Here is a 14,043-nt window from a genome sequence, read left to right on the forward strand (position 1 = left end):
CTGTATTCAATTTCAGAATTTATAAAATACAGTTTGCACTTAAATTAATTAGACTTATTATATAACAACAATTTTTTAAGTTGATTTTGTTATTACAAGAGTTAAATTAAGTAATGTGATCGCTGTCTTAGTCATCAATATTATATTGCTGATAATATCATTATGTTACCTATCCATTTGTCGAGAATATTTTTAATGAAAAAATGGTTGTTTTACACAGGAAGAATGATAAAGAAAGGTGTCGATATTTTGACTCCCTTTGTTTTTTCCTTTCTGAAAAACATCTATTTTTTATTATTGCCGACACCAGTGGATTTAGAGTCGTGTGATGATCTAGAACTGGAGTTTACAGAGCTTGATGAAATTTCATCTCAGTGGAATACATTGTGGTCACGGATAAGTGAACAGTGTCTCCTTGCTGGCAGATATAACCCCAAAAAAGAAAAACCAGAACTAGGGGCGACCCAAAAAGTTGCAGTTCAGCTACGCACCGTTAGGCAAACCGTGCTCTCTCATATCAGTAATGACGCGGCATCAACTCAGATGTTGACTTGTTATCGCCATGCCGGTGATCCTGCCGTCGGCGGGCAGTCTACTGTTTGTCTTATCTTGCGTTTCATTCTCTGCACCTCAGATCACTCCCACCTTAATCAAGTTAAAAAGCACAGCAAGGCCATTTTGCCGCTGTGCTTTTTTGTCTTTTTATTTGACCAACAACTAAATCAAAGAAAGGAAACAATATGTATTTTATTTGTGTAGCGGCATGTCCAACAGGCGTTGCTCATACTTATATGGCAGCAGAATCACTGGCTATGGTCGGTAAGTCTCTTGGACATGAGGTAAAAGTAGAAACTCAAGGTAGCCTTGGTATTGAAAATGAAATTACCGCCGAAGATGTTTCTCGTGCTGATGGCTGTATTATTGCATCTGAAGTTGCCATAGCCAAAAAAGACAGGTTTATCAACCTTCCTATATTAGAATGCGCAGTATCAGATCCAATAAAACATGGAGAGGCCGTCTTTGACGCCTTATGTGAGGAAATTAAAAATGGCTAAATTCAACCCAGGTAAAAAAGAAAAATCTGTTGGTATTGAAATTAAACAAGCAATAATGACAGGTGTTTCTTATATGCTTCCTTTAATTATTGCCGGAGCGGTAATTATGGGAATCGCGCGAATCGGCGCATCATTTTACGGCATCGACAATATTTGGGATGGAAGCCATGGTGAGGCCGCCAGTGCACTCGTAAGAATGTTCCACGCCTTTGATGGATTCGGGGGGTTAGCTCTGAGCCTCATGCTTCCGGTCGTGGCAGGTTATATCGCCTTTTCAATTGCAGACAAACCCGGTATTGCCCCCGGTATGGTGGCAGGTCTACTGGCTAAAGAGCTGGGAACGGGCTTTCTTGGTGCATTAGCCGCTGGTTTTGTCGCCGGTTACATTGTTCGCTTACTGGTCACCAAAATAAACCTTCCCAAGGCAATCGCGTCTGCTGGGCCTATTTTTATCATTCCTGTCGGCGGCACGTTACTGTCTTGCATCATCATGATGTATGTGATCGGAGACCCGCTGGCAGCAATGAATCGCGGCTTGGAAAGCTGGCTGCTAAGCATGTCCGGCACCAACAAAATTCTACTGGCAGCCGTGGTCGGCGGCATGGTTGGCTTTGACTTGGGTGGACCCATCAATAAGGCGGCAGTAACAACCGCAATGGCCATGTTGGCATCCGGTATTTATGACCCGAACACCGCAGCTCAAGTGGCTATTATTGTGCCACCGATCGGAATCGGTGTTGCAACCTTGATTTGGAAGAAGCGTTTCCCAGAATCCCTTCAAGACGCCGGGAAAGCATCAACGCTAATGGGACTTATCGGGGTTTCTGAAGGTGCAATACCTTTCGCTTTAGCCAATCCAAAAATCATTATCGTCAACGTCATTGGCTCTGCCGTAGGCTCCGCACTCGCAGTCGGTCTGGGCGCCGTTAACCGTGCCCCGATATCGGGATTTTATGGCTGGCTGGCCGTCGAAAGCTGGGGCGTTTATGTCCTCGCCATTACGGTTGGCTCCGGGATTGTCGCACTAGGATCAATGCTGGTTTTCAAAGGTGAAGACTTACCTGAAAAACAAGAAGCCAAACCCAAGTTCAAAATAACTAAAGCCTAATTTCAAATGTATCTAATGGAGATTCCTTCGATGAAAAGGATCACAAAATGCAGTACGGCGATGTTACTTCTATGCGGACTGGTTACACCCGTCGCCGCTGAAGAAATCCAAGTGGCATTTATGCCAGATATACATTTCCACGATGTATACGGGCAATTCGAAGATGGCAGCTACCAAGGTTTAAAAAACAGTAAAAGCGGACAATTTGCGACAATTCGCAGCATGTATGCCCAGTTGACCTCAACCCGTTTATTTAATGAAAATTACTTCGCCTTGATCGCCGCGCTGGATGATGCAGTTAAGCGCGGGGTTAAATATGTGGCCCTACCGGGTGACTTCAGCGATGACGGCCAGCCGGTCCATATCCGAGGCTTGAAAAAGATTCTTGACCACTATTCCAAGGAATACGGTATCCAGTTTTTTGCCGCACCCGGCAACCACGATCCGGTCAGGCCGTTTGACCGCGCCAGTGGCGAAGGTGATTTCTTGGGGCAAGATGGCAAAACACAACGTATTTTCAGCCGCGGTGCCAAAGAGTGCCAGGGATATGAAGGCCCGTCAGCAGTTATCGATGCCGGTCATGAATTACCGACGATTTGCACTGAGGAAATCCGTGAATTCGGTTATGAAGGACTATTGAGCGAGCTCGCTGATTTTGGTTTCTACCCACAGGCGACAAACGTCTACTGGGAAACGCCATACTCAAGCTACACCCAGAAAAATTACCGTTTCTCAACAGCACAAGATGAAGCCAGCTATGCCCAGCGACAGTATGAAATCTGCCATCAGGGGACAGGCGGCGACTATAAGCAGGAAGGCTATTCAGCCTGTTTAACGGTACCGGATACCAGCTATCTCGTAGAGCCGGTTGAAGGTCTCTGGCTACTGGCGATTGATGCCAATGTCTATATCCCGAAAGCAGATGCCGACCTTGAAAATCCAGAATCGGCCGACAACTTTTCTGGATCAGGCAATGCCGGATACAACAAAATGCTGACACACAAAGCCCATGTCATCGAATGGATGAAGACTGTCGCTTCACGAGCTGAAAAACAAGGCAAAACACTGGTCACCTTCAGTCATTTCCCGATGACCGAGTTCTATAATGGTGCCGCTGAAACCATTGAAGATATATTCGGCCCAGGTAACTTCCAATTGGCACGTTCGCCTAAAGAGGACGTCAGCCGAGCATTAGCCCAAACCGGCATTAAACTACACGTCGGTGGCCACATGCACTTTAATGATACCGGCGTGAAACACTATGATGACGGCAGCTACCTCTTCAATATTCAGGCGCCATCAATGGCGGCCTATGTACCTGCATATAAGCTACTAACTTTCAAAGAAAAACAGCAAGTTGAAGTGGAAACTGTCATATTGGATGAGGTACCGCGCTTTAATGAACTATTTGAGCACTACGAGCAAGAGTGGAAACACCTAGACGCAATCAAAGCAAAACAAATCTGGAATAAGGATGTACTTACTGCGCGTAACTACTATGAATTTACCAACTGGCATATCACCGAACTAACTCGCATGCGATTCCTGCCAGAGGAGTGGCCTTGTGATTTGAAACAGATGGTATTTAGCTTAGATGGCGAACAGATGCTAATCCTCAGTCAGCTCGACAGCCCAATAAGTCAAGAACAGGTTGCGGCGATGACTCAAGGACGTCAGGCCATTGAAAACTGCCAGCAGCAGAGCACCTCTTTCAATCCAGAGAGCATCCCGGATCCCGCTTTTGCCAAAGCATGGTCGCAGGCCCGCCAGCAGGCAGAGACATTAGCGCGCGAAGCAAATCTAAACCTTAAGGATTTCGCACGCTGGAACGGTTTTGATCTAGCCGTCGATTTCTACCGCTTACGCAACGCCGATGAATTAGCCTTCAAAGATATTGATCGTGCCCGCATGCCACAATATAGCTTGCTCGCCAAAACCCTGTCCAAGCAGCTCCAGCCTGAAAGCATTGATAAAAATAGCCCGTTTGGCACGGTATTCAAACAACGCTTTGGCGGCTTGTTCGGCATCCTGACGAAATTTGCCAGCGGCAATCCAAGCTACCACTTTATGCTCGATTTAGAAAACGGCTCCATTTCGGACCTCAAGTCTAAATAACTTAAAGCGGCACTAATTTAGGAACCTACGATTCACTGCTCAATTGATTGTTGAGTTAAACATTTCCCAACAATCACCTTGAAGAACACAACTTAAAAAGGTGAACAGATGAGAACTATTTACAGCTTGCTACTTGGCCTGGCGATAACCCCCATCGCACAAGCCTCAGACTTTCAGAAACTCGATCTTGCTATTCCAAATAACAACATAATAAATAACACTGAGCCTGTATTTGATTTTGATACCGATGGATGCCTTCCCAGTGCAGGAATTAGTCGTGAAGGCGAACAAAACTCGGGATTGAAAAATTCAGGCCCTATTACCGGAGACTGTCGCGATGATTATTTTCTCGATACCTCCAATACACTCCACAGATATGCATGCACCTCTAGTGGCGGCGATGAGTATTGTGGCCACTTTTATTCGCTCTACTTCAAAAAAGACCAAACGATGGCGGGTTGGGATTGGTTCGGCCATTGGCATGACTGGGAATATGCCGCTATCTGGACCAAGAATGGTGCCGTCACCCATGGCAGCTATAGTGCTCATGGTGATCTGAATACTAAACCGGCCTCTGAAATACCTTTCGAAGGCAGCCATGTTAAGTTTGTTTATCATAAAGAGGGTGGGCTGACTCACGCACTACGCTTTGCCAAAAATAACGAGATCGCCGAAAACCCATACGGTAGATTTGTAACTCCGACGATAACAAGTTGGTATGAATTAACCGGTGACTTTCTCAGCAACCTTGAAATGAGAAACAAATTAAATAGTTTTGACTATGGCTCAGCAACGATCCCTTTAAAAGACAGTAACTTTCGCACTAATCTGAATAAATTTAAACCTTCAGGCTATCCAACCTTTACTCAGGAGAGCATTGAGGCATCGAATATTAACAGGTAGCGATATATATCGATAAGCATAACTCTGTTTTATTAATTCAACAGCCATACCCGCAATTTAAAGGGAGTGCTTGCACTCCCCTCTAGTTATTTAATATGAATAAAGGATAAATACAATGAAAAAAATTGCAGCTCTACTTGTTTGTCTTTTATCGGCACCATCATTTGCTGCCGACTTTAACACCATGTCTTTCAATATCAGAAACAGTAAGGACAGCATTGCAGGCAGTGCTTACGATGGAAATAACACCTGGGAAAATAGAAAAGAAATTGTCGTTTCTATTTTCGATGAAAAGAATATTGATATTGCTGGTTTACAAGAAGCCTTTAACGATCAGATAGTCTATCTGGCTCAGAACTTACCTGACTATGGCTGGGTTGGTGTCGGACGCGACGATGGTAAGACACAAGGTGAAGCCGTTCCGATTTTCTACAAGACCGACAAGTACGTAAAATTGGGCGGAGGCACATTCTGGCTATCAGAAACACCGGACGTTGTTGCCAGTGTTGGATGGGATGCCGATCTGACGCGTATCACCAGCTGGGTCAGACTTGAAGAAAAAGAAACAGGCGCACGAGTGCTGGTGTTTAATGCTCATTTTGACCATATAGGGAAAAAAGCGCGCCAGGAAAGTGCTAAACTATTAAGCCAGCGAGCAAAAGAAATCATTGGGGACGATAATGATGCAGTGATTGTTCTCGGTGACTTAAACTTTGAACGAAGTGATAAGCCTTCGTACCATGCATTGACCAATTTATTTAACGATGCGCGAGCAATAACCCAAAAACCATTTGAGGGTATTGATGGCAAGGCATATACCTATCATGGGTACTTTAAAGAGCCAACCGAAGATATTGACTATATTTTTGTCAATGAACAACTACGCGTTAATACATTCAAATATGTCAACGTAATAAAAGATGGTGTATTTGCATCAGACCATTTATCTGTTATCTCCAATATGAGCTTCAAATAAGCAATAGTGGAACAGTTCTGATTGTCACTCAATTAGAGCTGTTCCAAAATACCAGATGTATCTATTCCGGTTAAATGAAAGCCATTTACTCGACCAAACATCGTTCCGGATACTGCGTTAATAGCTCCGTTTCCAGTACACGAATAAAGGCCTGCGCGGCAGGAGATAAGCTGCGATTTCGGCGGTGTAACAGGTAGACGGTCCGCTGCAGGTTGACTCCTTTTATCCTTAGCTGAAACAACTTCTTCTCTTTGACTTCATCTTGAATTAAAAACTGGGAAACAATGGCAATACCGGTATTCAAACACACTGCTTTTTTTACCGCCTCCATACTGCCAAGCACAATCTGAGTATTGAACTTCACTTTGCCTGCACTGGCCCTTTCAAGGTTGGCAATCAGAGATGTTTTCTGATTAGAAAGGAGTAATGTCTGTTTCTGTAGCTCCCGCATTGTCAGCCCGCCTTGTTGTAACCACCGACTAAGACTTTCATGTTCAGAGGAAACAATCACGCAAAGTTCATCGGTAAGCACCGGCTGGCAGGTGATCTTTTTATCATCAATACCCTCTGGCTGGGAAACAAAGCCAAGCTCGGCTTCACCGTCAAATAACATCTCCTGAATCACATCTCGGGCATACCTGATCCTGGAATCAATATCGATCCCTGAATATTGCTTGTGATATTCCGCGATAATTCGCGGTAGTAAATAGGTACCCGGCGTATTTGAGCTACACAGCGCCAGAGATCCCGTCGTTAAGCCGTTCATTGCCTCTAGCTCAATTTTTGACTGTTCTAGTGACGACAATGCCGACTGGCAAAAAGGAAGAATGCGCCGCCCCTCTTCAGTTAATTCAATATTACGACCCACCCGATCAAACAACTGCGTTTTGAAGTACATTTCTAGATTTTTCAGCCGCAATGAAATTGTTGCCTGAGTGCAAAAACATGCATCCGCGGCTTGGGTAAAGCTCCTCAACTGGGCAATTTTCACAAAAGCTTCAAGGTTTTCAATCTTCATAAGGTTCGCGTCCTTTCCTCTTCAAACGGGCAAAGGCAGCAACTGTTTAAGTCTCTAAAACAGTTGCCACCTAATAGAAGTCAAATTTTACTTTTTTGTCTGAGAGGCAGAATTACGCCCCGAGTTTGGGTACAACTCCTAATAAGTCCATTTGAGTTAAGAAAAAGTCTTGCCCGGTCATATTGGTTAAACAGCCATGAACAACATAGCGCTCGCCAAAACCTGACAATTCCTGGCGACGCACATCCCCCCCAGCAACAAAGGTGGGTACCGGATCGCCGGAATGATCGCGGCGGCTGCACGGTGTCGAATGATCACTGGTGTAGCTGATATAACATTGGTCTAAGTCCAATTTATCAGCCATATAGCCCACCATTTGATCAAGCTTCTCGGCCATTTCCACTTTCACTTGCGGCAAATTATCATGGCCAGCAAGATCAGGCGCTTTGACATGTAGCACAACCCAATCATAACCCTCGCTCAATTTGCTTAATGCCAGTTCAGCTTTAGCCATAAAATCCGTATCAAATCCCGCAGTAAACTCAGGTTTATGAAACACATCCAAGCCCGCCATCCGCGCAATGCCCAGCACAGTCCGATCTCCGGCTATACAGGCCCCTTTGATACCGTACCGACTACTGATCTTCGGTGCTTTGATTTCCTCACCAACACCTCGAAGCAAAATCATATTGGCCGGAACCTGTCTATTGATCAGACGGGTTTGGTTCACAGGGTGCAACGAGAGGATCGGATATATTTTCTCCGTCAGCTCCCAAACTAGCTCTGCGGTATGTTGGGCTTCTGCGGACGCATCCAGTGCCGCAGGCTCCACAATTTTATGACCTTCTTTTGCGGTTCCGGGATCGGTCGTTGTAATGGCCGCGGACAGCCCTTTGCCTCGAAGTACGACAGCGACTCTGTGGGCACTCAGTGCCCGGGCAATCACCAAAGTACCATCAGAAAGTACTACACCGTCAATTGCAGCCGCGAGTGCTTCAGTACCCACATTAATACGCTCAGCTCGACGATCTAACACCGTAAACTCATCGTCAACCGTCGCGAAGTTTCCTCTGAAAGCGATATCTCCCGGCTCCATATCTATACCGGCACCGTAGGCTTCAATAGGCCCACGGCCTGTATACACTTCATAGGGATCATAACCAAAAATGGCAAGGTGGCCGACATCAGTACCAACCGGTACACCTGGCTTAACAGGGTGAATATTGCCAAACATCCCTTGCGAAGCCAGCATCGCAAGGCTGGGGGTATGGGCAAATTCGAGCGGCGTCTGACCATTTAGTTCCGAGTTGGGTAGATCACCCATACCATCTGCAATAACCAATAGTGCTTGTTTCTTCATATCTACGTCCACCTTACCCATTCGTTGCCGGCTTTGGAGTATCACTCTTATCCGAAGACTGCAGATCACTCAGCACTCCCCGACGCTTCCACAACAAGGCGCCTGATAGCAAGAGTACAACCGCCCAGAGTGTCCATTTTATTGCTGCTGATGGTTGATAAGTCCGGACCCTGAACTCGACACTGTCATTGGCTTTCAAGTTTTTCTTCGATACTTCAACAACTTTCCAGCCTGCTTCTTCATGGATATCAAAGGTTTTCTTTTTCTTTGACCACTCAGGTTTTACAACACCGTACAGCTCTTTTCCCTGGGGAATACTGAGAGACCCTGAATATTTTCCTATTGTGACCGGAGCGGTATTTACAAACTCATAAGAAATGCGTTTGACGCCACCGGGATGGCTATATTTGAGCTTCGCTTTCTTCTCTTTATACAAATCAGCAACTTGCACCATCTGCATCATGCTGACATCGTTATTGCCTTTCTCAAACTGATAAGCGAATACCTCTCGGCCATGAACGCTGACCAACTGCGCGGTATCAGAAAGTAGCGTCCCTCTTATTGCCGCTACCGAGGTAACAGATGCCTCGTCATAGGCAGGCAAATACAGCATGCCCTCGGCATTAGTTGTTGCCTCAACCGTCACTTCAATCACCCCGTTTTTTTCGACCGGCTGGATCAGTTCATGGTAGTAATCAATCTTGCCAAACTCACTGGCATTCACATTGGTAGCCACGGCACTCAGTACACCCAAGCCAATATAACTGATAAATTTTTTCATCTCGTTAAACTCCATCTATCTGCTGACCGTTAGACTATGCCGAGGAAGGCAAACCAGGTGAAAGACGCCGCAAATAAAATGCACCACTTCGCCATCAAGGTAAGAATTCCGTATAAGAGCTGGTTATTTACTGAGAAATAACCGGTACTGTAGTAAACAAGGTTGGCTTTACTGTGTGGGGGTAATGTAATGGTATCGGCAATGGTGAATGCCGCTGGTAGAGCCAGCATCAATGGTGAAACACCTGCAGTTTCTGCCAAGCCGACCAAGGTTGGGATCAGGATAATGGTTCTGACGGTTTTACTGGTGAAGACAAAATGGCTAAAGCTCGAAATAGCAATCACGACGCCATACAGCATAGAGAAGCTCATATCTTGCACACCAAGGTTTGAGAACAGCCCGCTCAGAGCCCAACTTGCAACACCGGTTTCACTGAGCGACACACCAGCCGCATAGGCACCGGCGGCAAAAATCATCAGGTTCCATGGGATTTTTGATTCTTTCCAGTTAAGGATCCCGACATAGGGCATAAAGAACAGTGACGCCGAAATAATCGCAACCATTACCAGACTGAACTGGAAGCCAAACATATCCAGATGCCATTTGTCTGTCGCCCAAAGCCCGATGGTCAATAAGAAGATACCCGCGGCTTTTTTCTCGTTGGTGGTAACGTCACCAAGCTCATCATATTGCTTTTGGATCTGCTGGAGCTCATCTCCGCCTTCTTGAGAGGCCTTGGGCTTAAATAGAATCAGGCCGATAAAAAACGAGGCAACAAGCGTTAATACGGCAATGGGTGCAGAAGCAATGAACCATTCACCCCATGACACTTCGGTGCCGGTAAACTCTTTTAGCAAACCAATTGCCAGAATTTGCGGCGCCGTGGCAGTTACGATGGCACTGGTTGAAATGTTGTTGGCTTGCAAACCTTGAATCGCAAGTAGCTTACCAAGGTTACCGTTACCTTTTTCTACGCCGTAAGCTTTTGCCACTAACAATACAATGGGTAACAACATAGCAGCCCTGGCTGTCGTCGAAGGAATGATGAAAGCGATGGTGAAGTTAGCGGCCATCAGTGACATCAAAATCGACTTCCAGGTTTTACCAAAGCGGGTAATGATGGCTAGCGCAATTCGCTTTGCCAGTCCGCTTTTCTCCATCCCAGATGTGATAATGAAAGCCGAGACCATGAGCCAGATAACACCGTAACCAAGTGTTCCCAGCGCATCGGCCTCCGCCCAGCCACCGAATACCGAGAGCAACGCAATCGCCAGCATAGACGTCGCGTAGTTAGGAAGTGATTCCGTGATCCACAGAATAAGGGCAAAAAAGAAAATACCCAATGACATTTTTCCTTCAAAGGTAATACCTTCGGGAGTTGGCATTGAATAAATGGCCATCAGCACAACCATGGCTAATGGCAGTCCAATATAATACAGAATTTTTTCGGTGTTACTTTTACTACTGAGATCCCTAGTTATTGCAACCATCTCAGACTCCTTATTGCGCACATTATTATTTGCCACGCTCCGGTGGCTACTCACGCGTAAAAATTTGATGTCATCACGCTAAAGAGAATAGTACTGAGACAAAGTGCCACAGTTAAATTGGAAGATTCTATGCGAGGAATTGGAAAACTAAATCACTCGAAAAAAAACGACACTGGATAAAACCATAAGCATATAATTTATAACAATAAATGCATAAAAAACTTCAGAAGACTTTTTACTTATAGTTAAAGATTTTTGATAGATGTCTGTTTCTATACTGTGATCTTAAACAATAAGTGCTTGTCCCTAAGAGTCGAAAGTTACGCGGAGTTTTGCAAAGCATTAGTAGAAGGTTATCAAGATAGGCAGATAATAATTGATAGGTAATTATTATTTTTATTTATAGTGATTTTTCTCGACCATAATTTACGACAGTAGAGCTATATTTTGTTTAATTTCCGAACTATTTAAATTGGTAGTAATTCTTATTCAAGATTACCCCGGGGAAATATACTTTACATATTCCCCGGGAGAAGGTTGTCACTTTATTAGTCTGATCGGTGCCCCGACTAGTTCTTCAACGTCTGGTAGATCACTTCCGTCAGTTCACCATCTTTGTCACCCGACAGCTCCCAAGTGAACACGCCAGCCAGGCCTTTTTTCTTCGCCCACTCGGTTTTGGCTTTTACCGAGCGCTTGTCATCAAAGCTGATGAACACCTGCTTTTTCGGATGCCACAAGAATGGCGCTTCCGATGCCTTGTCATAGCCATACCGGTAACCTTCCTTCTCGGTATAGTTACGGCTCAGATCCCAGTACATGAAGTAACCCGGTTCATCATTATCGGTACCGAACGACGCGCCTTTTTCTGATAACAGGCTGGCTGTCGGGAACTGACCATCAAAATCCTGAGTACCTTCCCAGCCACGCCCATAATAAGCCGCTCCGAGTACCAGTTTTTCAGCAGGAATGCCCAAGTCGATCATCTGCTGGACGAACACATCGGAGCCCATCCCCCACCAGCTGCGATCTGTCGCATGCAAGTTCGTCAGATGACCCGTCTGGGTTCCCCAGCCACCGAGGTAGTCGTAGGTCATGGCAAACATGTTGTCCATGTATGGCGCTGCAGATCTCCAGTCAATCTGTGCCGCTTTCGGACCAACACCAACGGCAGATGACAACTCATAATAACGATCTGTTCTCGCAGCCAGCTTGTTGAGCTCAATCCGCAAGGCTTTTACCAGATAAGAGAAAGCCTCACGCTCTTCTGCTTTCTGCTCGTCATCCAGTTTGGTGTCAGGGTTCCAGGGTGAAGTCGTCAGGCCACCGCCTCCCGGATACTCCCAATCCAGATCGATGCCATCAAAGAAGTCATACTTGGCAATCAGTGCCACTGCAGTTTTGGCAAAGTGATCGATGCTGGCTTTGTCTTTCGCCATCGCATGAAATGCCTCTGACATCGTCCAACCGCCAAACGACGGCAATATTCTCAGATCCGGATGCTGCTTTTTCAATTCGGCCAATTGGGCAAAGTGCCCTTTATAGGGAACATCGACACTCACGTCACCAAAGTCGATCTCAAGCGCCGCTTCCTGATCCACCACAACTGCCGTATAAGGGGACTGGTCTTTACATGCCTCAGCAATCTGCTGCTGTACTTTCTCCCCAGCGCCAGTATGGGGACCACACATACTAAGGAAAGCATAGATAACATGGCTCAAGCTATCGGCGGGAATATCTTTGACCGTATATGGGTTGGCTTCGTTATCATACTGCCAGTCAGCAAAGTAGCCTGCGACAACTTGTTGCTCGGCAACCGCAGGGGACGCCAACATGCTGCTAGCCAGCATGGCAAGCAATGTTCGTTTCATAAACTCTCCTTGTAGTATCACGATGGAAAATAGCTAATGAAGCTTGTTTACCAAATCCACTGATTACAATTTGAGCAGGACATCCGATCTGCAGAAATTCATTCCGACAAGAAGTCGCCTTCTTCGAGGCACTTCATGAAAGTAATGTTGTGTACTGTATGTCCCCGTTTATTAATGAGAAAAGTATCCGTCGTTGTATATTCTGATGACAACCCGCACCATTGCAGATGGCGGGACGATAACAGATCACAGAATCAGGAGACTCCTAATTGCTTTGCTGATGATTCATGTTTTTAATGAACACCTTATATACAAAGGCACTCAAGGTTGGCAATCGCTTGCAAACTTAACTTTTCAAAATCATATGCAGCAAAATTTATGACGCTGACACTTCGCTGCCCACCAAATCTAGGTCAATCATCCACACACAGAACCAAATCCAAGGCAAGCTTTTGGACAAAACCTTGTTCCGAACTTCATATTACAGAATGAACTCGGATAACCTCAGCTACTGCCCCCCTAGCTAGAAGCTCAGCCATTCTAATCAAAAGCAAAATGAAAGGCCTGACCGTATTCGTTTCATTACCTCTATTTTGCTCGCATTGACGTTAGTTCATTTTTGATACTGCGTGCTGCTCTACCATGAACGCGATCACTTTATCATTTAAGCAAGACTTACTGACATATTGGCGCTGTTTACCCATATGAAGGATAAAACCTAAATCGCTTTGTTGAAGTTGGTCGATTTCACTCCAGGCGATGTTACGGGTGTTTTTACCGCTTTTATAACTCACACCGTTAGAGTCAACATGAAATACCACTTTACTGCCAGAGCTCATGCTGAGTGTTTGTCGCCATAACCACCAGGTTCTCTTAAAATAAACACTAAGCGCCTCAATAACACTCAAAACAATAAAGAACCAACCAACGTAACCGCTGGGTAGTAGCTCAAATTTTACTAAAACCACCCCAAAAAGAAGAAAAAGTATTCCTTTTAAATAGGCTTTTGGAAATTTAGCAGGACGGCTAGTTTGATCATAACACTCTGCAAAAAAGGTCTTATCGAGGGTATATTCTGTGGTGAAATCAAAATCTTTAGACATATGTGGCTACTTTGAGGTTTTCTGTGAGTGAGTATCCCATGCTGCGACCTCGCAACTCGAGTATTGTATAGCTTCACGGTGTTTTTCTTTAGCTGTTTTGATCCTCTTTTGTAAATCAATAATACCGACAGGGTCTACTCTCACCATAGCCAGTTTGCAATCCAAATTGGTATTAAATGATGCATCAACCAGCTAAAAACCTTGGCGCTCTGTAATGCTATATAAAGCTGATAGCTGGTGCGCCAACATTAAAGGCTGGCTCC

The 14,043-nt window shown here is 45.2% G+C and carries 12 protein-coding genes; 6 read left to right on the forward strand and 6 right to left on the reverse strand.

The annotated features are described in order from the left end of the window. Nucleotides 1-195: 195 nt before the first annotated feature. The 6 genes from MD588_RS19815 (at nt 196) to MD588_RS19840 (ending at nt 6,157) form a co-directional block, all read left to right on the forward strand. On the forward strand, nt 196-759 hold the full coding sequence (locus MD588_RS19815; protein WP_265699400.1) for a hypothetical protein: 564 nt from the start codon (nt 196-198) through the stop codon (nt 757-759). Further along, a complete protein-coding gene (locus MD588_RS19820) occupies nt 741-1,055 on the forward strand; it encodes a PTS fructose transporter subunit IIB (protein ID WP_265699401.1) in 315 nt (104 codons plus the stop codon). Before MD588_RS19815 ends, MD588_RS19820 begins: the two co-directional genes overlap by 19 nt. After that, the gene (locus MD588_RS19825) at nt 1,048-2,163 is read left to right on the forward strand and encodes a PTS fructose transporter subunit IIC (protein ID WP_265699402.1); all 1,116 of its coding nucleotides are present in this window, start codon (nt 1,048-1,050) and stop codon (nt 2,161-2,163) included. Before MD588_RS19820 ends, MD588_RS19825 begins: the two co-directional genes overlap by 8 nt. A 30-nt stretch (nt 2,164-2,193) precedes the next feature. After that, nucleotides 2,194-4,278 carry a metallophosphoesterase family protein gene (locus tag MD588_RS19830; protein WP_265699403.1) on the forward strand — a complete coding sequence of 695 codons (2,085 nt, stop codon included), beginning with the start codon at nt 2,194-2,196 and terminating at the stop codon, nt 4,276-4,278. Nucleotides 4,279-4,386: 108 nt separating this feature from the next. After that, nucleotides 4,387-5,181: an NPP1 family protein gene (locus tag MD588_RS19835; protein ID WP_265699404.1), complete on the forward strand. Its 795-nt coding sequence runs from the start codon at nt 4,387-4,389 to the stop codon at nt 5,179-5,181. A 115-nt stretch (nt 5,182-5,296) separates the two neighbouring features. Beyond that, entirely contained in the window at nt 5,297-6,157 is an 861-nt protein-coding gene (locus MD588_RS19840; RefSeq protein ID WP_265699405.1) for an endonuclease/exonuclease/phosphatase family protein, read from the forward strand. An 85-nt stretch (nt 6,158-6,242) separates the two neighbouring features. Here the strand turns inward: MD588_RS19840 and MD588_RS19845 are convergent, their stop codons facing one another. The 6 genes from MD588_RS19845 to MD588_RS19870 all read right to left on the reverse strand — a co-directional run bounded on the left by MD588_RS19845 (nt 6,243) and on the right by MD588_RS19870 (nt 13,780). Beyond that, nucleotides 6,243-7,175, reverse strand: a complete 933-nt coding sequence (locus tag MD588_RS19845) for a LysR family transcriptional regulator (protein WP_265699406.1) — start codon at nt 7,173-7,175, stop codon at nt 6,243-6,245. Between the two features lie 112 nt (nt 7,176-7,287). Next, entirely contained in the window at nt 7,288-8,535 is a 1,248-nt protein-coding gene (gene apgM / locus MD588_RS19850) for a 2,3-bisphosphoglycerate-independent phosphoglycerate mutase (protein WP_265699408.1), read from the reverse strand. Nucleotides 8,536-8,548: 13 nt separating this feature from the next. Next, nucleotides 8,549-9,316, reverse strand: a complete 768-nt coding sequence (locus MD588_RS19855; protein WP_265699409.1) for a hypothetical protein — start codon at nt 9,314-9,316, stop codon at nt 8,549-8,551. A 29-nt stretch (nt 9,317-9,345) separates the two neighbouring features. Then, nucleotides 9,346-10,806 (reverse strand): SLC13 family permease, encoded by a 1,461-nt coding sequence (locus MD588_RS19860; protein WP_265699410.1) that lies wholly within the window; start codon nt 10,804-10,806, stop codon nt 9,346-9,348. Between the two features lie 569 nt (nt 10,807-11,375). Then, complete coding sequence (locus MD588_RS19865) at nt 11,376-12,677, reverse strand: glycoside hydrolase family 18 protein (protein WP_265699411.1); 1,302 nt, start codon at nt 12,675-12,677, stop codon at nt 11,376-11,378. A gap of 608 nt (nt 12,678-13,285) precedes the next feature. Further along, nucleotides 13,286-13,780, reverse strand: a complete 495-nt coding sequence (locus MD588_RS19870; RefSeq protein WP_265699412.1) for a YcxB family protein — start codon at nt 13,778-13,780, stop codon at nt 13,286-13,288. Nucleotides 13,781-14,043 lie beyond the last annotated feature (263 nt).

This window comes from Photobacterium obscurum (genome assembly GCF_026191635.1).
Lineage (GTDB): Bacteria > Pseudomonadota > Gammaproteobacteria > Enterobacterales > Vibrionaceae > Photobacterium > Photobacterium obscurum.

Excerpts from the sequence above, each read along its gene's own strand:
- MD588_RS19835 (WP_265699404.1), top strand. The coding sequence starts at position 4,387 with ATGAGAACTATTTACAGCTTGCTACTTGGCCTGGCGATAACCCCCATC.
- MD588_RS19870 (WP_265699412.1), bottom strand. The coding sequence starts at position 13,780 with ATGTCTAAAGATTTTGATTTCACCACAGAATATACCCTCGATAAGACC.
- MD588_RS19830 (WP_265699403.1), top strand. The coding sequence starts at position 2,194 with ATGAAAAGGATCACAAAATGCAGTACGGCGATGTTACTTCTATGCGGA.
- MD588_RS19865 (WP_265699411.1), bottom strand. The coding sequence starts at position 12,677 with ATGAAACGAACATTGCTTGCCATGCTGGCTAGCAGCATGTTGGCGTCC.
- MD588_RS19820 (WP_265699401.1), top strand. The coding sequence starts at position 741 with ATGTATTTTATTTGTGTAGCGGCATGTCCAACAGGCGTTGCTCATACT.
- MD588_RS19825 (WP_265699402.1), top strand. The coding sequence starts at position 1,048 with ATGGCTAAATTCAACCCAGGTAAAAAAGAAAAATCTGTTGGTATTGAA.
- MD588_RS19845 (WP_265699406.1), bottom strand. The coding sequence starts at position 7,175 with ATGAAGATTGAAAACCTTGAAGCTTTTGTGAAAATTGCCCAGTTGAGG.
- MD588_RS19860 (WP_265699410.1), bottom strand. The coding sequence starts at position 10,806 with ATGGTTGCAATAACTAGGGATCTCAGTAGTAAAAGTAACACCGAAAAA.
- MD588_RS19855 (WP_265699409.1), bottom strand. The coding sequence starts at position 9,316 with ATGAAAAAATTTATCAGTTATATTGGCTTGGGTGTACTGAGTGCCGTG.
- apgM (WP_265699408.1), bottom strand. The coding sequence starts at position 8,535 with ATGAAGAAACAAGCACTATTGGTTATTGCAGATGGTATGGGTGATCTA.
- MD588_RS19815 (WP_265699400.1), top strand. The coding sequence starts at position 196 with ATGAAAAAATGGTTGTTTTACACAGGAAGAATGATAAAGAAAGGTGTC.
- MD588_RS19840 (WP_265699405.1), top strand. The coding sequence starts at position 5,297 with ATGAAAAAAATTGCAGCTCTACTTGTTTGTCTTTTATCGGCACCATCA.